At 67.8% G+C, this 18,767-nt stretch carries 16 protein-coding genes and 1 pseudogene; 10 read left to right on the forward strand and 7 right to left on the reverse strand.

The window, feature by feature from the left end:
• Together ABDV68_RS11295 and ABDV68_RS11300 are read left to right on the forward strand one after the other, a co-directional pair.
• Positions 1-581: pseudogene (locus ABDV68_RS11295) on the forward strand (F0F1 ATP synthase subunit beta); the annotation flags it as partial.
• A gap of 157 nt (positions 582-738) precedes the next feature.
• The gene (locus ABDV68_RS11300; RefSeq protein ID WP_343520040.1) at positions 739-996 is read left to right on the forward strand and encodes an ATP synthase F1 subunit epsilon; all 258 of its coding nucleotides are present in this window, start codon (positions 739-741) and stop codon (positions 994-996) included.
• 70 nt (positions 997-1,066) lie between these two features.
• Here ABDV68_RS11300 and ABDV68_RS11305 read toward each other — a convergent pair whose 3' ends face one another.
• Complete coding sequence (locus tag ABDV68_RS11305; RefSeq protein WP_343520041.1) at positions 1,067-1,516, reverse strand: DUF6265 family protein; 450 nt, start codon at positions 1,514-1,516, stop codon at positions 1,067-1,069.
• An 82-nt stretch (positions 1,517-1,598) separates the two neighbouring features.
• Between ABDV68_RS11305 and ABDV68_RS11310 the strand changes: the two genes are divergently transcribed.
• The 3 genes from ABDV68_RS11310 (at position 1,599) to ABDV68_RS11320 (ending at position 5,214) form a co-directional block, all read left to right on the forward strand.
• Positions 1,599-2,309: a helix-turn-helix domain-containing protein gene (locus ABDV68_RS11310; protein ID WP_343520042.1), complete on the forward strand. Its 711-nt coding sequence runs from the start codon at positions 1,599-1,601 to the stop codon at positions 2,307-2,309.
• An 84-nt stretch (positions 2,310-2,393) separates the two neighbouring features.
• A complete protein-coding gene (locus ABDV68_RS11315) occupies positions 2,394-3,938 on the forward strand; it encodes a CpaF family protein (RefSeq protein ID WP_343520043.1) in 1,545 nt (514 codons plus the stop codon).
• Positions 3,939-4,047: 109 nt separating this feature from the next.
• The gene (locus ABDV68_RS11320; protein ID WP_343520044.1) at positions 4,048-5,214 is read left to right on the forward strand and encodes an aspartyl protease family protein; all 1,167 of its coding nucleotides are present in this window, start codon (positions 4,048-4,050) and stop codon (positions 5,212-5,214) included.
• Between the two features lie 156 nt (positions 5,215-5,370).
• Here ABDV68_RS11320 and ABDV68_RS11325 read toward each other — a convergent pair whose 3' ends face one another.
• Entirely contained in the window at positions 5,371-5,532 is a 162-nt protein-coding gene (locus ABDV68_RS11325; RefSeq protein WP_343520045.1) for a hypothetical protein, read from the reverse strand.
• An 84-nt stretch (positions 5,533-5,616) separates the two neighbouring features.
• Here ABDV68_RS11325 and ABDV68_RS11330 point away from each other — a divergent pair, with 84 nt between their 5' ends.
• Entirely contained in the window at positions 5,617-6,453 is an 837-nt protein-coding gene (locus ABDV68_RS11330; protein WP_343520047.1) for a methyltransferase, read from the forward strand.
• A gap of 39 nt (positions 6,454-6,492) precedes the next feature.
• Here the strand turns inward: ABDV68_RS11330 and ABDV68_RS11335 are convergent, their stop codons facing one another.
• A complete protein-coding gene (locus ABDV68_RS11335) occupies positions 6,493-7,785 on the reverse strand; it encodes an amidohydrolase family protein (RefSeq protein ID WP_343520048.1) in 1,293 nt (430 codons plus the stop codon).
• Between the two features lie 35 nt (positions 7,786-7,820).
• Entirely contained in the window at positions 7,821-8,378 is a 558-nt protein-coding gene (phaR, locus tag ABDV68_RS11340) for a polyhydroxyalkanoate synthesis repressor PhaR (protein ID WP_343520049.1), read from the reverse strand.
• A 23-nt stretch (positions 8,379-8,401) separates the two neighbouring features.
• Here phaR and ABDV68_RS11345 point away from each other — a divergent pair, with 23 nt between their 5' ends.
• The 3 genes from ABDV68_RS11345 to ABDV68_RS11355 all read left to right on the forward strand — a co-directional run bounded on the left by ABDV68_RS11345 (position 8,402) and on the right by ABDV68_RS11355 (position 13,898).
• Entirely contained in the window at positions 8,402-9,463 is a 1,062-nt protein-coding gene (locus tag ABDV68_RS11345; protein WP_343520050.1) for an alpha/beta hydrolase, read from the forward strand.
• Between the two features lie 27 nt (positions 9,464-9,490).
• The gene (locus ABDV68_RS11350; protein ID WP_343520052.1) at positions 9,491-10,666 is read left to right on the forward strand and encodes an acetyl-CoA C-acetyltransferase; all 1,176 of its coding nucleotides are present in this window, start codon (positions 9,491-9,493) and stop codon (positions 10,664-10,666) included.
• 217 nt (positions 10,667-10,883) lie between these two features.
• Positions 10,884-13,898, forward strand: a complete 3,015-nt coding sequence (locus tag ABDV68_RS11355; protein ID WP_343520053.1) for a TonB-dependent receptor — start codon at positions 10,884-10,886, stop codon at positions 13,896-13,898.
• A 207-nt stretch (positions 13,899-14,105) separates the two neighbouring features.
• Here the strand turns inward: ABDV68_RS11355 and ABDV68_RS11360 are convergent, their stop codons facing one another.
• The 3 genes from ABDV68_RS11360 to ABDV68_RS11370 form a co-directional block, all read right to left on the reverse strand.
• Positions 14,106-14,516: a hypothetical protein gene (locus ABDV68_RS11360; RefSeq protein WP_343520054.1), complete on the reverse strand. Its 411-nt coding sequence runs from the start codon at positions 14,514-14,516 to the stop codon at positions 14,106-14,108.
• Between the two features lie 77 nt (positions 14,517-14,593).
• Entirely contained in the window at positions 14,594-15,628 is a 1,035-nt protein-coding gene (gene alr / locus ABDV68_RS11365; protein ID WP_343520055.1) for an alanine racemase, read from the reverse strand.
• Positions 15,629-15,663: 35 nt separating this feature from the next.
• Positions 15,664-17,265: an MFS transporter gene (locus ABDV68_RS11370; protein WP_343520056.1), complete on the reverse strand. Its 1,602-nt coding sequence runs from the start codon at positions 17,263-17,265 to the stop codon at positions 15,664-15,666.
• Positions 17,266-17,503: 238 nt separating this feature from the next.
• Between ABDV68_RS11370 and ABDV68_RS11375 the strand changes: the two genes are divergently transcribed.
• Positions 17,504-18,767 (forward strand): FAD-dependent protein (locus ABDV68_RS11375; RefSeq protein ID WP_343520057.1); only part of this gene is annotated, 1,264 nt, incomplete at its 3' end.

An 18,767-nucleotide genomic window follows, 5' to 3' on the forward strand; every position in this document is an offset into this window, starting at 1 on the left:
TGTCGACCGACATGGGCGCGCTGCAGGAGCGCATCACCTCGACCAACAAGGGCTCGATCACCTCGGTGCAGGCCGTGTACGTCCCCGCGGACGACTTGACAGACCCGGCGCCGGCGACCTCGTTCGCCCACTTGGACGCGACGACCGTGCTCAACCGCGCGATCTCGGAGCTCGGCATCTATCCGGCGGTGGACCCGCTCGACTCGACCTCGCGCGTGCTCGAGCCGCGCGTCGTCGGCCAGGAGCATTACGAGACCGCCCGCGCCGTCCAGTCGATCCTGCAGAAGTACAAGTCGCTGCAGGACATCATCGCCATCCTCGGCATGGACGAGCTCTCGGAAGAGGATAAGCTGACCGTGGCCCGTGCGCGCAAGATCCAGCGCTTCCTCAGCCAGCCGTTCCACGTCGCCGAGGTGTTCACCGGCATCCCCGGCGCGTTCGTGCAGATCGAGGACACGATCAAGTCGTTCAAGGCGGTGGTCGAGGGCGAGTATGACCACCTCCCCGAAGCCGCCTTCTACATGGTCGGCGGCATCGACCAGGCGGTCGAGAAGGCCAAGAAGCTGGCCGCCGAGGCGTAAGCTCCTTCTCCCATGGGAGAAGGATACGAAGGCTTGGCAGCTTGCTGCCTGGCCGGAGTTGGATGAGGGTGACGACGCGAGATCACCCTCACCCTCCCATCGCTGGCGCGATGGGCCCCTCCCTCTCCCAGTGGGAGAGGGGTTGAAGGAAAAAGAAATGCCGCTGCACTTCGAACTCGTCACCCCCGAGAAGCTCGTCCGCTCCGAGGAAGTCCATATGGTCGTCGTTCCCGGCACCGAGGGCGACTTCGGCGTGCTCGAGGGCCACGCCCCGCTGATGTCGACCATCCGCGACGGCAACATCGAAATCTACAAGACCGCCGCCGAAAAGGCGCCCGAGATCGTTCGCGTCGAAGGCGGCTTCGCCGAGGTGAACGAGAAGGGCCTGACGGTCCTGGCCGAGAAGGCCGACTGACCGGCGCCATTCGTCCGACGCGAACGCACAAAGGCCGCGGGAACCCCCGCGGCCTTCTCGTTTTCCGGACTCAGCGCACCCGCCGATAGCTGAACCGCATCGGCTTGCTCCCGTCCGCGAGCGAGATCTCGGCGGCAAGCGCATCGCCCTTCACCCGGTAGCGGATGCGCTGCGGATAATCGTGCGCGGCGTTGACGAAGGTCACCCCCTCCCCACCCGCCACCGCGCGGAACGCCACCGGCGGCTTGCCGCCGGGCTGCGCGAAATAGACCGCGGTGCCGCCGTCCATCGCGATCCGCAGGAACTCGAACGCGCGCGTCTGCCCGCCGCTCACCGTCTGCGAGACCCCCAACATCGTCCCGCCCGCCGCCGGCAGCCATTGCTCGCAAGTCCGCCCGCGCGGCCCCTCCACGGTGCACCAGCGCCCCGCCAGCCATTCGGGCAGCCCGCCGGCCGGCGCCGCTTCGCCCGCCGACCCGGGCAACGCGAGGATCAAAGCGGCCAGTGAAATCCGGATCATGTCGTCCTCCCTCCTGTTGCGGCGGACATAGCCGCCGCCGCGCCCGCTGGCTTGAACCGATGCGACATGCCAAGCTGGCCGCGTGCGCTATGCCGAGACGCTTCCGCCGCCCGAACTCGACGGCCTGGTGGAGGCCGTGTGGACGCTCGACGTCGCCGCTTCCGGCTGGGTCGATCACCAGGCCGTCCCCGACGGTTGCATCGAGCTGATCCGCCGCCATTCGGGCGGTTCGGTCTGGCGGCGCGAGCAGCCCGAGCTGTTCGTCACCGGGCTCGCGCTGCGTCCCGCCGTGCTGCGCTTCCGCGGCGACGCACGCTTCACCGGGATTCGCCTCTGGCCCTGGGCCTGGCACCTCCTTGACGGCGAGCCCTGCCGCGATTTCGCCGACCGCTGGCGCGCAATTCAGCCGCGCGCGCCGCTCGCCGCCCTGCTTCCCGACGACGGCGATCCGATGCCCCGACTCGCCGCCCTGTTCCACGGCACCGTCCCGCCGCCGCTGGCCGCGATCCGCCATGCCGCGAGCGTCGCCGAGCTCGCGCATATCACCGGCCTGTCGACTCGCCAGCTGCAGCGCATCTGCGCACGCGAAACCGGCATGCCGCCGCGCAGCTATCTGCGCCTGCTGCGGTTCCGGACCGCGGTCAGCGATATCCAGCGGCCGGACGCGTTGCTCGCGGATACCGCCGCAGCTGCCGGCTATGCCGATCAGGCGCATATGACGCGCGAGTTCCGGTCGCTCGGCGGCTTGCCGCCCCGGCGCGCGCGCGATCGCGCGAAAGGGCCGTTCATCTGAAATCCGCACGCTGGCCGCGATGGTTAGGAACTTGTCAAATCTTGCCCGCTATCCCCTCGTCGTTGGAGTAATCGGGGAACAAGCGTGAGCGCATTCGGACGTCGCAGCGGACCAGGGGCAACACCGGCCCGGCCGGCCTTTGGCGTCGCGCGGCCGATGCAGGGCGGCGCGCCCGCCCGCCAGGCCGAGCCGCTCGGCGGCGAGCAGTTCCCGCCGCTCCACGACGTGCCGCTTCCCGGCGCCAGCCAGAGCGAGCCGGAGAAGCCGGAGAGCTCGGGCGGCAGCCAGTCCTCATCGGAGGCGCTGCAGCGTCTAGCCGACCGCCAGGCCGCCACCGGCGAGCCCAGCTCGTCGCGCAGCGAGGGATTCGAGGCCTCGATCCACCGCATCAAGGAACAGGTGCTTCCGCGCCTGCTCGAACGAGTCGATCCCGAGGCGGCGGCGACGCTCAACAAGGACGAGCTCGCCGAGGAATTCCGCCCGATCATCGGCGAGGTGCTCGCCGAGCTCAAGCTGACCCTCAACCGCCGCGAGCAGTTCGCGCTCGAGAAGGTGCTGGTCGACGAGCTGCTCGGCCTCGGCCCGCTCGAGGAGCTGCTGGCGGACACCGCGATCAGCGACATCATGGTCAACGGCCCCGACCAGACCTTCATCGAGCGCAAGGGCAAGCTCGAGCTCGCCAATATCCAGTTCCGCGACGAGGAGCATCTGTTCCAGATCGCGCAGCGCATCTGCAACTCGGTCGGCCGCCGCGTCGACCAGACCACGCCGCTCGCCGACGCGCGCCTCAAGGACGGGTCTCGCGTCAACGTGATCGTGCCCCCGCTGTCGCTGCGCGGCACGGCGATCTCGATCCGTAAATTCTCCGACAAGCCGATCACGCTCGACATGATGGCGGGCTTCGGTTCGATGTCGACGAAGATGGCGACATGCCTCAAGATCGCCGGCGCATGCCGCTTCAACATCGTCATCTCGGGCGGCACCGGCTCGGGTAAGACGACGATGCTCAACGCCCTGTCGAAGATGATCGACCCGGGCGAGCGCGTGCTGACGATCGAGGACGCGGCCGAGCTCAAGCTGCAGCAGCCGCACTGGCTGCCGCTCGAAACGCGCCCGCCCAACCTCGAGGGCCAGGGCGAGATCACCATCCGCGACCTCGTCAAGAACGCGCTGCGTATGCGCCCGGACCGCATCATCCTCGGCGAAATTCGCGGATCGGAGTGTTTCGACCTCCTGTCGGCGATGAACACCGGTCACGACGGTTCGATGTGCACGCTCCACTCCAACAGCCCGCGCGAATGCCTCGGCCGTATGGAGAACATGGTGATGATGGGCGACATCAAGATCCCGAAGGAAGCGATCAGCCGCCAGATCGCCGACTCGGTCGACCTCATCGTCCAGGTCAAGCGCCTGCGCGACGGCAGCCGCCGCGTCACCAACATCACCGAGGTGATCGGCATGGAGGGCCCCGTCATCGTGACGCAGGAGCTGTTCAAGTTCGAGTATCTCGACGAGAGCTCCGACGGCAAGATCATCGGCGAGTACCGCTCGATGGGCCTGCGCCCCTATACGCTCGAAAAGGCGCGCTCGTTCGGCTTCGACCAGGCGCTGCTCGAGGCTTGCCTGTAATCATCCGGCCGCCTGCTTGCGTTTGCAAACGGGACATTAACCACGCCCGCAACCGCTGGCGTCTGTTCGCGCGCGCGATACGCTCGCCGGGATGGATCTTCGCGCGGCCATGACCTTCGCCCTCGCCCTGCTCGCGCTGATCGCGCCCGCATCCGACGTGCAGGCCGCGCCGGCGGTCTCGCACCTCGCCGCGGATACCGAAGCGCGCTGGGTGCCGTTCGAGCTGACCCCGGGCAATCAGATCCGCTTCCGCACCCTGCTCAACGGGCGCTGGGTCGACGCGATCCTCGACACCGGCGTCACCGACACCGCGGTCTCGGCGCGGTTCGCGCGCGCCGCGGGCATGAAGCCGCTCGTCGCCGGCCGCGCCGATGCGATCGGCGGCAGCGTGCCGCTCAGCTGGAGCGCGGTCGATCGAGTCGAGGTCGGCGGCCTCGTGCGCACCGGCGGCCGCATCGCGATCATCGACGCCGACCCGCGCGTCACCGGCGCGGCGCCGGTCGACCTGTTCGTCGGCGCCGACCTGCTCGCCGCGCACGCGCTCGAGATCGACTATGACGCGCAGCGCTTCCGCCTGCTCCCGTCGGGCCGCATGCCGTTCCGCGGCGTCACCGCGCCGCTGCGCCTCGCCGGCCCGACCGGTCTCTACCTGAGCGAGCTCGACATCGGCGGACGGCGCCACCGTCCCATGATCGTCGATACCGGCGACGGCAGCATGGTCACCCTCACCAGCGCCGCGTGGCGCGGGATCGGGCACGCGAGCGGACCGGTCACCACCGCCGTCGCCTATGGCCTGGGCGGCGAGGTCGAGAGCGAGGTCGCGATCGTGCCCGCGCTGCGCATCGAATCGCTGCCCGCGGGCGAGGTCGAGCTGCGGATCGAGCCCGATACCGGCTTCTCGTCGCGCAAGGGCGCGGCGGGCCGGGTCGGCGGCGGCTTGCTGCGGCGGCATCGCGTGCTGCTCGATCCGGGCGCGGGCCGCATGATCCTCGCCCCGGCCGCGCGCAGCGACTGGCCGGTGACTCGCTCGACCAGCGGGCTGATGGTGAGCCAGCGCGGCGACCGCCTGCGCGTCCTGCACGTGATGCGCGGAAGCCCTGCGGCGGCGGCGTGGCGCGCGGGAATGGAGATCTGCGCGGTGGATGGTTCGCCGATCCCAGCCGCCTATGCGACGAGCCCGCTCGCCAGCTGGTCGACCGGTGCGCCGGGCCGGACGGTCCGGTTGCGGCTTTGCGACGGCGGCGAGCGCACGCTCACCCTCGCCCGCTTCTACTAAGGCAAACCCAAATCCTCCCCCGCCAGCGGGAGGTGGCATGCGAAGCATGACGGAGGGGGCGGATGCCAGAACGCTCGAGCGGCGTGCTTCCTTCCCTCCGTCGCCTTCGGCGCCACCTCCTCCTGGCGGGGGAGGATTGAAGCTCGCCAATCGTTCTTAGCCCTTGATCGCCAGGGCGGCGGTCACCACCGCGGCGAGCATCGCCAGCACCTGGATCAGCGTCCACGGCATCCAGCCGACACGGTCGAGATCGCGCCGTTTCGTGCGGCGCCAGTCGGCCAGGCCGCTGCCCGCCGCCACCGCCACGAACGCCCCCACGGCAATCCATAACGGCTCCGATAACGCCACTTGCATCGCCGCCCGCTCCGCTTACCAATCGCTCCGCATCAGAGAGGAGCCGTTATGCGCCACGTCCTGACCTTCGTTGCCGTCACCGCCACCGCCACCGCCATGCTGGGCACCGCCGCGATCGGCGCGCCCCAGGTGGGAAGCGTCAGCCAGGAATTGAAGGACGCGGTCGCCGCGCCCACGCGTACCCCGGCCAATAGCGCGCGCGACAAATATCGCCACCCCGCCGAGACGCTCGCCTTCTTCGGCGTCAAGCCGACCGACACCGTGGTCGAGCTGTGGCCCGGCGGCGGCTGGTACACCGAGGTGCTCGCCCCCTATCTCAAGAAGGGCCGCGGCACCTTGTGGGCGGCGGCGCCCTGGCCCAACGGCATCAAGGGCGTGCAGAATCTCCGCCAGAAGGATTCGACGACCTATGGCGAGGTCGCCTTCGCCGCCTTCCCGGTGTGGAACGAGGGCGAGCCCAGGATCCGCGACAACAGCGTCGACGTCGTGCTCACCTTCCGCAACGTCCACAACTGGCGGATGGGCTATCAGCGCGACGACAAGCAGGACTATGCCCCGGAGGCCTTCAGGCAGATCTTCGCGATGCTGAAGCCCGGCGGCACGCTCGGCATCGTCGACCACCGCCTGCCCGAGAACGCCGATGCCGAGCGCGAGAAGAGCAGCGGCTACATCAAGACGTCGACGATCAGGAAGCTCGCCGCCGACGCCGGCTTCGAGTTCGTCGCCGCGAGCGAGGTCAACGCCAATCCCAGGGATACCGCCGACTGGCCCAAGGGAGTCTGGACCTTGCCGCCGAGCTATTCGCTCAAGGACGTCGATCGCGCCAAGTACGAGGCGATCGGCGAGAGCGACCGCATGACGCTAAAGTTCCGCAAGCCGGGCTGAAGCAACATCCCGTTCCTCCCCTCCGGGGAGGAACTCGCATCACGGCCCCTTGTGCACCACCCCGGCGCGCATCACGAAGCCGACCGACTTCAGCAGCTTGACGTCCGCCAGCGGATCGCCGCTCACCGCGATGATGTCGGCGCTCTTGCCCGGCTCGATGCTGCCGACCTCCTTGGCCAGGCCGAGCAGGTCGGCGGCGTTGACCGTCGCCGCGGCGATCGCCTGCATCGGCGTCATGCCGTGCTTGACCAGCAACTCGAACTCGTCGGCGTTGCGGCCGTGCTTCGAGACGCCGGCATCGGTGCCGAAGGCGATCTTGACCCCCGCCGGCACCGCCTTTTCCAGCGCCTTGCCGGTGATGCCGATGCGCCAGTCGATCTTGGCGCGCACCGCCGGCGGATAGGCGTTGGGATCCTTGGCGATCCGCTCGAGATAGCCGTTCACGGTCGACAGCGTCGGCACGTAATAGGCGCCGGTCTTCTTGAAGAGGGCGATGCTCTCCTCGTCCATCAGCGTGCCGTGCTCGATCGAGTCCGCGCCCGCGCGCAGCGCCACCGCGATGCCGTCCGCGCCATGCGCGTGCACCGCGACCTTCTTGCCATAGAGATGCGCGGTCTCGACGATCGCCCTGGCCTCGTCGTCGAACATCTGCTTGTCCAGCCCGGCGCCGATCCGGCTGTTGACCCCGCCGGTGGTCGCGATCTTGATCACGTCGGCGCCGCGGCCGATCTGGCGGCGCACCGCCTTGCGGCATTCCTCGGGTCCGTCGCACAGATTCTCGGTGCCGACGATTGCATGGAGATGCTCGTCGAGCCCGAGCCGCGCGTCCATATGGCCGGAGGTGGTCGAGATCGATCGCCCGGCGTCGACGATCCGCGGCCCGTCGGCCCAGCCGCGCGCGATCGCTTCGCGCAAGGCCAGCGTCGCGCCCTCGTCGCCGAGATTGCGCACCGTGGTGAAGCCCGCCATCAGCGTCTTGCGCGCATTCCATAGCGTCTCGTAGGCGCCGAGCTGGTCGCTCTCGGTCAGCTCGGCGAGCAGCCCTTCCTGGCCCGCGCGGTCCGAGCTCAGATGGACATGGCTGTCGATCAGTCCCGGCAGCACGGTGCGGTCGCGCAGGTCGATCACCGGCGCCTCGCCAAGCGGGGTCACATGCCCCTCGTACACGCCGACGATCTTGCCGTCCTTGACCGCGATCGTGCTCGCCCCGCGCGGCGCGTGGCCCGGCCGGTCGATCAACCTGCCCGCATGGATGTAGCGATCGACCGCCGGCGCCTGCGCGAGCGCGGTCCCCGCCACGAGCATCGCGGCGGCCAGTGCCAAAGTCTTCATGCAGCTCCCCTATGTTTCGGGGGAGACTATTGGCCTCAGCCGAGCTTGTCGATCTTGTCCTGCAGCGAGGCGAGCTGGGCCTTGAGCGCGGCGATCTCCTCGTCCTTGCTCTTCTCCGGCGCGGCGGGCGCGCCGGGAGCCCCCGGGGCGCCGGGCTTGAACGCCTCGGCCGCGGCCTCGAACATCGCCATGTTGCGCTTGGCGATCTCGGCGAAGGGCGAGTTGGCGAAGGCGCCCTCGACCGCCGACTTGAACTGCGCCTGGTTGCGGCGGAAGCTCTCCATCGACGCTTCGAGATAGCCCGGCACCACCGCCTGCATCGAATCGCCGTAGAGCGCGATCAGCTGGCGCAGGAAGTTGACCGGCAGCAGCGTCTGGCCGCGCGCTTCCTCTTCCATGATGATCTGCGTGAGGACGTTGTGGGTGATGTCCTCCTCGGTCTTCGCATCGATGACCTTGAAGTCGCGCCCTTCGCGCGTCATCGCGGCGAGATGGTCGAGCGTGATGTAGGACGAGGTTTCGGTGTTGTAGAGACGCCGGTTCGCGTATTTCTTGATGATGACCGGGCCGTCGGTGTTCGCCGTTTTCTTCATCGTGACCCCCGCGGGTGTTTGATATGGTCCTAACACCCTTTGATGACGCACCGCAACACGGACCGCGCCCGCTCCCTCTCTTTCTGGGACTGCTGCGCAGCGAAACCGCAGCATCGCCCGAGCGGCGCGCGGCGGCGCTGGCCGGGCTCGCCGCCTATCAGGCCGCACGCCGCCCGCGCCCGCGCCGGCCGATGCCTGCCATTGCGCAAGCAGGCCGTGCAATGCTGCGCGACTATGGCGGAGACGGCCCGCCCGTGGTGTTCGTCCCCTCGCTGATCAACCCGCCGCTGATCCTCGACATGCCCTATCGCCGCTCGCTGCTGCGCTGGCTGTCGCGCCAGGGGGTGCGGCCGCTGCTGGTCGACTGGGGCACGCCGACGCCGCAGGACCGCACGCAGGATGTGGCGCAGCATATCGAGGGGATGCTGATTCCGCTGCTCCGCAGCATCGGCGAGCCGGCGGCGCTGGCCGGCTATTGCCTGGGCGGCACGATGGCGATGGCCGCGGCGGCCGCGGTGCCGGTGCGCGGCCTCGCGCTGATCGCCGCACCATGGCGTTTCTCGGGCTTCGGAACGCAGGCCCTCGAGCGCATCGATTCGCTGTGGCAAGCCGCGCACGAGACCTGCGAGACGCTCGGCCTGGTTCCCATGGAGGTGCTCCAGGCCGGCTTCTGGCAGCTCGACCCCGCGCGCACCGTCGCCAAATATGAGCGCTTCGGCCGGCTCGACCCGGCGAGCGCCGAGGCGAAATCCTTCGTCGCGATGGAGGACTGGGCCAATGCCGGCGCCCCGCTGACCTATGCCGCCGGGCGCCAGGTCTTCGACGACCTGTTCACCGCCGACCTGCCCGGCCGGGGCAAGTGGCGGGTGGCGGACGCGACCGCCGACCCCGCCGCCCTTCCCTGCCCCGCGGTCGAGTTCGTCTCGCTCACCGACCGCATCGTTCCCGCCGCCAGCGCCGCCGGCCTCCCCGACCGCCGCGAGCTGCGGCTCGGCCATGTCGGGATGGTCGTCGGCTCGTCAGCCAAAAGGTCTCTGTGGCAACCGCTTGCCGACTGGCTAACCGCGCTGCCGAACACTAGATAGCGGGAAACCAACCGGAGTCCCGCACCCATGACCGAAGTCGTGATCACCGCCGCCAAGCGCACCCCCGTCGGCAGCTTTCTCGGCGCCTTCGCCGCGACCCCCGCGCACGAGCTCGGCCGGGTCGCGATCGAGGCGGCCCTCGCCCAAGCCGGGGTCAAGGGCGAAGAGGTGTCGGAGGTGATCCTGGGTCAGGTGCTCACCGCCGCGCAGGGGCAGAACCCGGCGCGCCAGGCGTCGATGGCCGCGGGCGTGCCCAAGGAAGTGCCCGCCTGGGGCCTCAACCAGGTGTGCGGCTCGGGCCTGCGCGCCGTCGCGCTGGCGGCGCAGGCGGTGCAGACCGGCGACGCGACCATCGTCGTCGCGGGCGGCCAGGAATCGATGTCGCTCGCCGCGCACGCCCAGTCGCTGCGCGCCGGCGCCAAGATGGGCGATGTCGGCCTGATCGACACGATGATCAAGGACGGCCTGACCGACGTGTTCAACGGCTATCACATGGGCATCACCGCCGAGAATCTCGCCGAGCAGTATCAGGTGACGCGCGGCGAGCAGGACGAGTTCGCCGTCCGCTCGCAGAACCTCGCCGAGGCAGCGCGCAGCGAAGGCCGCTTCAAGGACGAGATCGCTCCCGTGACGATCAAGGGCCGCAAGGGCGACACCGTGGTCGAGCAGGACGAATATATCCGCGCCGGCGCGACGCTCGACAGCGTCGCCGGCCTGCGCCCGGCCTTCAAGAAGGACGGCACCGTCACCGCCGGCAACGCCTCGGGCCTCAACGACGGCGCCGCGGCGCTGGTGGTGATGAGCCGCGAGGAGGCCGAGAAGCGCGGTACGCCGGTGCTCGCGACGATCAGGAGCTGGGCCACGGCGGGCGTCGATCCCTCGGTCATGGGCATCGGCCCCGTCCCGGCGTCGAAGAAGGCGCTGGAGAAGGCCGGCTGGACGATCGCCGACCTCGACCTGATCGAAGCCAACGAAGCCTTCGCCGCGCAGGCGCTGTCGGTCGGCAAGGAGCTCGGCTTCGACCCCGACAAGGTCAACGTCAATGGCGGCGCGATCGCCATCGGCCATCCGATCGGCGCGAGCGGCGCGCGCGTGCTGACCACCCTGCTCTACGAGATGCAGCGCCGCGACGCGAAGAAGGGTCTGGCGACTCTGTGCATCGGCGGCGGCATGGGAATCGCGATGTGCGTCGAGCGGAGCTGACTCAGCCACCTTCGCGCACGCAACAAATGAAATGTCGCGGCGCTCAGTGTGATTTTTTCATTGCCCCAAGATGAATGTTGCATTGCACAAATGTGACATTCTGGCCACATTCGGTTTTTAAATTGCGCCGCGCGGGGCAAGTTTCCTTGCCACAAGATGAACAAGGCGGTTTCTTATGAAACGGACCGGCATTCAGCCGGGAGCATAGGGGACCCAGATGAACATCAGTCGTCTTTTGACGGCGACCGCGCTCGTCAGCGCGGGTTTCGCCATTCCGCAAATCGCCTGGGCGCAGCAAACGCCGACCGATCAGGCCGCCACCGAAGAGGCTGAGCAGACCGCGACCGAAGAGGGCGCCGACGATACCGTCGTCGTCACCGGCTCGCGCATCCGGCGTGACACCTTCAACTCGCCTTCGCCGATCACGGTCGTGACGCGCAACGACGCGACCGTCGCCGGCTTCAACTCCACGACGGAAATCCTGCAGAGCACGGCCATCACCGCCGGTGCGCGTCAGATCGACAACACCTTCACCGGCTTTATCACCGATGGCGGCCCGGGCGCGAACACGCTGTCGCTGCGCAGCCTTGGCCCCGCCCGGACCCTGATTCTGCTCAACGGCCGCCGCCTGGCGCCGTCGGGCACCAGCGGCAGCGTGGTGTCGGCGGATCTCAACGTTCTGCCCAACGCCATCGTCGAGCGTATCGAAATCCTGAAAGACGGCGCGTCGTCGATTTACGGCTCGGATGCGATCGCGGGTGTGGTGAACATCATCACGGACAAGAAGACGGCGGGCCTCACCCTCGACGGCGGCGTGTCGGTTCCGGAGGTCGGCGAGGGCGTCACGAAGCGCATCGCCGCGGTCTTCGGGTACAACACCGATCGGTTCAACGTGTCGGGATCGGTCGAATATTATAAGCGCGACATCCTTACCTTTGGTGCGCACGACTATCTCCGTTGCCAGACCGAATATATTCGGTCGGCACCCGGCCAGCCCCTGGATAGCGGTGGCTATTTCGATCCGCGCACCGGCAAGCCGAAATGCTATCCCAGCGGCGCGACCGGCTTGAGCGGCGTCACGGTCAACACCATCGGCACCAGCAATCGCGCCGGCGCGGCCGGCGGTCCGGGCAACCCGGCAATCGGAACCTTCAACCGCTTTCGCGTCAATCCCGCGGCGGGTGGCAGCGTTCCTGGGTTCGAAGGCGTGAATGGCGGCGGATCGACCGCCCTCGGCAACCGTGACCTGGTCAACGAGAAGTTCTTCAATCGCTCGCTGGTGTCGCCGACCGAAAATTACAGCGGCTTCCTTCAGGGTGAGTTCGCCCTGAATGCGCTGGGCGACGCGAAGCTGTACTTCGACGGGCTGTTCACGCGTCGTTCGTCGAACCAGCCCACCTTCTTCCAGGCAATCATCGACTACCGGTTGGGCAGCCCGCTGATCCCGTCGGTGCTGTCGTTCTCGAATATCGGCGTTACCGACCAGTCGGGTGGGTTCCCTGTCGGCGTGCGTGTGTTCACCAGCCGCAATTACGAAAGCCGCCAGAACGTCGATTACTTCCGGATCGGCGGCGGCATTCGGGGCAATCTGGGTCTCGGGGACTGGACCTATGATTTCTACGCGGGACGTTCGTTCACCAACGGCACCTACTACCTGCAGCAGCTGATCACCTCGCGTTTGATCCAGTCGCAGGCGATCGTCGCGAACGGCAGCGGGGGTTACAATTGCGTCGACACCTCGAACGGCTGCGTTGCCGCGCCGGCTCTGACCGCGGATGTGATCAACGGGAACATCCCGCAGTCCTTCCTTGATTTCGTGGCGCCTGAGGTCAAAGGCACGACGAAGTTCGGCGAGACGACGTTTTCCGCGCAGTTCACTGGCAGCCTCTTCGCGCTGCCGGGCGGTGATGTCGGCGTTGCGCTGGGCGCGGAATACCGCAAGCAGCGCATCGACGATCGCCCGCCGATCGAACAGCAGACCGGTCAGCTTTATTCCTATTCGACGGCCGGCGTCACGCAGGGCAGGGATGCCGTGAAGGAAGTGTTCGGCGAAATTGAACTCCCGATCCTTCGCGATCAGCCATTCTTCCATACGCTGACCCTCAACGGCTCGGTGCGCTATACCGACTATGACAGCTACGGCGACGGTTGGACGTACAAGCTGGGCGCCGTCTGGTCGCCGGTCGAAGCGATCTTGTTCCGCGGCACCTATGGCACGTCTTATCGCGCCCCGGCGCTTTCCGAGCAGTATCAGTCGCCGACGGCGGGCTTCCTGGCCAACACGGTGGATCCCTGCTACCAGTACGGTCAGCGCGATCCGGCCTCGACGATCTACAAGAACTGTCAGGCGGCCGGAATTCCGACGAATTACGGTGGCGGCGCTGCGGGCGATCCGCTGGGCCAGAACGTCCGCGTCCTCACCACTGGCGGCGCGGGCAGCGGCCTGGCAGCTGAAACGTCGAAGAACTGGACCATTGGTACGGTGTTGCAGCCGCCCCTGCCGTCCTCGCTCGGCAAGCTCGAGTTCGCGGTCGATTATTTCAACATCCAGATCGACAACGGCGTGGCGCAGTTCGGTGGCGGGAACATCATCTCGTCGTGCTACAACGATCCGGAGTTTGCGGCTGGTTCGAATGGCGGTGAGCTGTGCGGGCTGGTTTCCCGCGAGCCTGCATCGGGTACGAATCCGTATCGCGCCACGGTGACGAACGCATTCATCAATATCGCGACCAACAAGGTTCGCGGGCTTGATTTCAACCTGCGTTACGTGCTGCCGATTGGAGAGGGATCGTTGCGCCTGAACGCCGGCGCGACGAACTACCTGGAGCAGTCGAGCAAGATCAATCCGCTGGATGAGCTGGACGACGACAACGGTGAGATCTTCTTCCCGAAGTGGACCGGCACGTTCGATGCCACCTACGCGATCGGCAATGTCAGCTTCTATTACGGGCTGAACTGGGTCGGCAAGATGGACAGCTTCGAAGCGGTCGGCGAAGACCGGAACAACAGCATCTATCAGTTCGCCACGCCGGACTATTTCACTCACTCGGCTTCGGTCCGTGTGAGGACCGGCGATTACACCTTCACCGTCGGCGTGCGGAACTTCACCGACAAGGAGCCGCCGCAGATTTCGGGTTACGTGTTCAACCGCCTGGGCAATGCGCCCCTGTACAGCGGCTTCGATTTCGTCGGCCGGACCGTCTTCGCCAACGTCACGGCAAAGGTGTTCTAAGGCGTCTCGAAAAAACCTACGACTTTCGGGCGGTCATGCTTGGCATGGCCGCCCTTTTCTTGGGCGTGCCCGTTCGATCATCGCCTCGTCTGCGGCTCGCGTCGGCTCCCGATCCGGCAGCCATTGATAAAAAAGGCCGGCGGCCTCATTCGAGGCCGCCGGCCTTTTTCGAGTGCCTCACCGAGCGGATCGGCCCGGCGGCCCGCTTCAGCGCGAGCCGGTCTTCACCCGCGTATAGGGCACGAAGTCGCCGAGCACCGCGAAGCCGCTCCACATGCGCGAGCTGCGGTCGATCAGATCGACCTTGTCGACGTTGCACAGCTGGCTGCCATAGAGCTTGGTCAGCAGGATATCGTCGTCGTCGAGCTGGTCGGCGCCCGAGCGCGGACGGTTGACGTAGAGCTTCGAGCCGCTGCGATAAACGATCGCGGTCTTGTCGATCACCGTGCTGTTGTCCATCGCATGCGTCGGCAGGCACTTGACCGGCGTGCCGGCCACGCGGCCTTCGAGCATCTTGGCGAGCTCGGCCTCGCCCTTGGGATATGCCTTTTCCTCGGCCATCGCGGCACCGGGAAGAGCCAGCAGCGCGAGCGAGGCGGCGGTCAGCAATGCGCGCATCTCACTTCTCCATTTCATATGGTCAGAAGAAGATGGTGCCAGATCGCCCCTTTCGCAACGCTGAACCGTTCGCCGCTTTATTCCCACAGCCGGTCGAAGCGCGCGCCGAGCCCGGTGATCAGCTCATATTGCGACAGGCCCGAGCGCGCCGCGGTCCGCGGCAAGCCATAGTCGATCGTCACCCAATCCCCCTCGGCGAGGTCGGGCGCGCCGCTCATGTCGAGCGCGGTCAGGTCCATCGAGACGCGCCCGATCACCGGCAGCTCGATGTCCCCGGCCCAGGCGACGCCCGTGTCCGAAAAGCAGCGCAGATAGCCGTCGGCATAGCCGAGGTTGACGATCCCCACCTCGGTATCCGCCGGCGCGGTCCAGGTCGCATTGTAGCCCACGCTCTGGCCCGCGGGGACCAGCCGCCGCTGCAGCAGCTGCACCTGCGGGAACACCACTTGCCGGATGCGCTCCGCGAACGCCGGCGCCTGCACCCCGCCATAGAGCGAGATGCCCGGGCGGGTGAGGTCGAAGGCATAGTCCGCGCCGAGCGCGATCCCCGCCGAATTGGCGAGGCTCATCCGCTTCGCCGCGGTCCGTCCGGCGAGCGCCGCGAACCGTTCGCGCTGCGCCGCGTTGAGTGGCACGTCCTCGTCCGCGCAGGCGAGATGGCTCATCAGCGTCTCGACCGCGAGTCCGTCGAGCAGCCCCGCCGCGACATCCTCGGGCCGGATGCCGAGCCGGTTCATGCCCGTGTCGACCATCACGTCGCACGCCCCGCCGCCGGCCTCGCGCCACCGCCGGATCTGCTGCACGGTATTGAGCACCGGCCGCACGGTCTGGGCCGCGAGCGCAGCCGGCAGGTCCTCCTCGCGCACCCCATGCAGCACCGACACCGCCACGCCGAGATCGGCGAGCGCCAGCGCCTCGTTCCAAGTCGCGACGAAGAAATCGCGGCACCCCGCCCCGGCCAGCCGCCGCACCACTTCGCGCGCGCCCAGCCCATAGCCGTCCGCCTTCGCCGCCGCGCCGCACGCCGCCGGTCCGCTCATCGCGGCGAGCGTCCGCCAGTTGAAGACGAGGGCGTCGCCGTCGAGGCGCAGGCGGAGAGGCGCGGGAATCATCCCCTCCGGTTAAGGGGCCTTACCGGCCGCCGCAATCACGCGTTCTTGTGGAGATCGCTTTCCTTGAGGAAGAACAGCGTCACCAGCAGCGCCATCGCCACCACGATCCAGGTGTACCACAGCCCCGAATAGGGATCGCCGCTCTTGGCCACCATATACTGGCTGATCAGCGGCAGGAATCCGCCGAAATAGCCCGTGCCGATATGATAGGGGATCGACATCGAGCTGTAGCGGATGCGCGGCGGGAACAGCTCGGCGAGCAGCGCCGCGACCGGGCCGTAGGTCGCCCCGGACAGCGCCGCCAGCGCGACGATCGCGGCCAGGATCAGCAGGATGTTGCCCGCGCTCGGCACCACCCGGTCGAGATTGTAGCCGGCATCGGCCAGCGCCTTGTCGATATCGGCGGGCTCGGTCGAGATCACCGGCACCTCGCCGATCGCGACCGCGGCCGATGGCGTCGCGGCCTTGGTATAGGGAACGCCCTTCTTCGAAAGATAGTCGAGCAGCTGGCCGCACGTGTCCTTCTGCTTGGCGGCGAATGGATCGTAGCTGCAGTCGGGCCCGGAGACGACGACGGGCGCGTTGCGCGCCGCATCGGCCAGCGCGGGATTGGCGGCATGCCCCATCACCCAGAACAGCGGGAACAGCATCAACAGCGTGAAGCCGTAGCCGAGCACGATCGGCTTCTTGCGCCCGACGCGGTCGGACAGCTTGCCGAACAGGACGAACCAGAACAGCCCCGCCGCCGCGCCCCCACCCGCGAGCAGCTGCGCCGTCACCGTATCGACTCGCATCGTGCCCTGGAGGAACGACAGCACCGAGAAGGTCGCGGTGTACCAGATCACCGTGAGGCCCGCGGCGATGCCGAACAGCGCCACGAACAGCCGCTTGAGGTTGCCGGGATAGGTGAAGCTCTCGACGAACGGGTTCTTCGCGGTCTCCCCGGCCTCCTTCATCGCGCGGAACACCGGGCTCTCGTTGAGCTTCACCCGCATCCACAGCGAGATCGCGAGCAGCGCGATCGAGAAGATGAAGGGCAGCCGCCAGCCCCACGCCTCGAACGTCTCCGGCGCCATCCCGAAGCGCGTGCCCAGCACCACGATCAGGCTCAGCACGAACCCGCCGCCGACGCTCGCCTGGATGAAGCTGGTGTGATAGCCGGCCCTGCCCTTGGGCGAATGCTCGGAGACATAGATCGCCGCACCGCCATATTCGCCGCCCAGCGCCAGCCCCTGCAGGATGCGCAGCCCGATCACGATCGCCGGCGCCGCGGCGCCGATCGAGGCGTAGGAGGGCACGAAGCCGACTCCCGCGGTGGCGATGCCCATCAGCGTGATCGTGACGAGGAAGGTGTATTTGCGCCCGAGCTTGTCGCCGAGATAGCCGAACAGCACCGCGCCGAGCGGCCGGAAGCCGAAGCCCACGGCAAACCCCGCCCAGGCATAGAGCGCCTCCATCACCGGATTGCCGGTGGCGAAGAAGGTGCGCCCGATGATCCCCGAGGCGGCGAGCGTGCCGTAGATGAAGAAGTCGTACCATTCGAATACGGTACCGAGCGACGATGCGGTCACCACCTGCCGCATCTCGGCCTTGCTCGGTTCGCGCTCGGGCTGCACTTCGTCGGCCACCGTCGCCATCCAGAATCCCCCAATCCCTTTGAGGCAAGGGTTTAACGGGTTGAGGAAGGGCGGCAAGAGACGAGCATTCAATTCCTCCCCCGGAGGGGGAGGGGGACCAGCGAAGCTGGTGGAGGGGTAGTCTCCACAAGCGAGCCGGTTCGTTGCTTGGCGAACTACCATCCACCGCCTTCGGCGGTCCCCCTCCCCCTCCCGGGGAGGAATTGGAAAGACTCCAAATCCAGCCTAGAGCCCCCCGATGCTCCGTCTCTCCGGTCTCTCCCTTCCCCTCGACCACGCACCCGACGCCATCGCGCCCGCGATCTGCCAACGCCTCGGCATCGCGCCCGCCGATCTCGTCTCCTGGGCGCTGTTCAAGCGCGGCAACGATGCGCGCCGCCGCAACGCGATCCAGCTCGTCTACACGCTCGATATCGATCTGCGGAACGAGGCTGAGGTGCTCGCACGCCTCGCCGGGGACAAGGACGTCCGCCCTACGCCCGATATGGCCTGGCGCCCGCCCGTCACCGCACCTTCAGGCTGGTCGGGCCTCCGCCCCGTGGTGATCGGCGCGGGACCGTGCGGCCTGTTCGCCGGCCTGATCCTCGCCCAGATGGGCTTCCGCCCGATCATCCTCGACCGCGGCAAGATCGTGCGCGAGCGGACCAAGGACACTTGGGGCCTGTGGCGCCGCGCCGAGCTCAATCCCGACAGCAACGTCCAGTTCGGCGAGGGCGGCGCCGGCACCTTCTCCGACGGCAAGCTCTATTGCCGCGTCAAGGACCCGCGCTTCCTCGGCCGCAAGGTGCTGGAGGAGTTCGTCAAGGCCGGCGCGCCTGACGACATCCTGTGGGAGGCGCATCCGCATATCGGCACCTTCCGCCTCGTCAGCATGGTCGAGAGCATGCGCCGCTCGATCGAGGAACTGGGCGGCGAATATCGCTGGCAAACCCGCGTCGACGATCTCGAGCTCGAGCGCCTGCCCGGCGGCAACCACCGCCTGCGCGGCCTGCATCTCCACGACGGCAGCTTCCTCGAAGCCGATCACGTCGTGATGGCGGTCGGCCACAGCGCGCGCCCGACCTTCGAGATGCTCCACCGCCGCGGCGTGCATCTCGAGGCCAAGCCCTTCTCGATCGGCGTGCGCATCGAGCATCCGCAGAGCTGGGTCGACCAGGCGCGCTACGGCAAGTGCGCGGGGCACCCGGACCTCGGCGCCGCCGCCTACAGCCTCGCGCACCACGCCGCGAACGAGCGCACCGTCTACAGCTTCTGCATGTGCCCCGGCGGCCGCGTCGTCGCCGCGACCAGCGAGGAGGGCCGCGTCGTCACCAACGGCATGAGCCAATATTCGCGCGCCGAGTTCAACGCCAATTCCGGCCTCGTCGTCGGCATCGATCCCGCGCGCGACTATCCCGATGGCCCCCTCGCCGGCATCGCCTTCCAGCGCCAGTGGGAGAGCCTCGCGTTCGAGGCCGGCGGCGGCGATTACCACGCCCCCGGCCAGCGCGTCGGGGACTTCC

It is taken from the genome of Sphingomonas sp., assembly GCF_039595165.1.
GTDB lineage: Bacteria > Pseudomonadota > Alphaproteobacteria > Sphingomonadales > Sphingomonadaceae > Sphingomonas.

What these genes read in the sequence shown, in the direction of transcription:
- ABDV68_RS11300 (WP_343520040.1), top strand. Translation starts at nt 739, where the DNA reads ATGCCGCTGCACTTCGAACTCGTCACCCCCGAGAAGCTCGTCCGCTCC.
- ABDV68_RS11305 (WP_343520041.1), bottom strand. Translation starts at nt 1,516, where the DNA reads ATGATCCGGATTTCACTGGCCGCTTTGATCCTCGCGTTGCCCGGGTCG.
- ABDV68_RS11320 (WP_343520044.1), top strand. Translation starts at nt 4,048, where the DNA reads ATGACCTTCGCCCTCGCCCTGCTCGCGCTGATCGCGCCCGCATCCGAC.
- ABDV68_RS11330 (WP_343520047.1), top strand. Translation starts at nt 5,617, where the DNA reads ATGCGCCACGTCCTGACCTTCGTTGCCGTCACCGCCACCGCCACCGCC.
- ABDV68_RS11335 (WP_343520048.1), bottom strand. Translation starts at nt 7,785, where the DNA reads ATGAAGACTTTGGCACTGGCCGCCGCGATGCTCGTGGCGGGGACCGCG.
- phaR (WP_343520049.1), bottom strand. Translation starts at nt 8,378, where the DNA reads ATGAAGAAAACGGCGAACACCGACGGCCCGGTCATCATCAAGAAATAC.
- ABDV68_RS11345 (WP_343520050.1), top strand. Translation starts at nt 8,402, where the DNA reads ATGGTCCTAACACCCTTTGATGACGCACCGCAACACGGACCGCGCCCG.
- ABDV68_RS11350 (WP_343520052.1), top strand. Translation starts at nt 9,491, where the DNA reads ATGACCGAAGTCGTGATCACCGCCGCCAAGCGCACCCCCGTCGGCAGC.
- ABDV68_RS11355 (WP_343520053.1), top strand. Translation starts at nt 10,884, where the DNA reads ATGAACATCAGTCGTCTTTTGACGGCGACCGCGCTCGTCAGCGCGGGT.
- ABDV68_RS11360 (WP_343520054.1), bottom strand. Translation starts at nt 14,516, where the DNA reads ATGCGCGCATTGCTGACCGCCGCCTCGCTCGCGCTGCTGGCTCTTCCC.
- alr (WP_343520055.1), bottom strand. Translation starts at nt 15,628, where the DNA reads ATGATTCCCGCGCCTCTCCGCCTGCGCCTCGACGGCGACGCCCTCGTC.
- ABDV68_RS11370 (WP_343520056.1), bottom strand. Translation starts at nt 17,265, where the DNA reads ATGGCGACGGTGGCCGACGAAGTGCAGCCCGAGCGCGAACCGAGCAAG.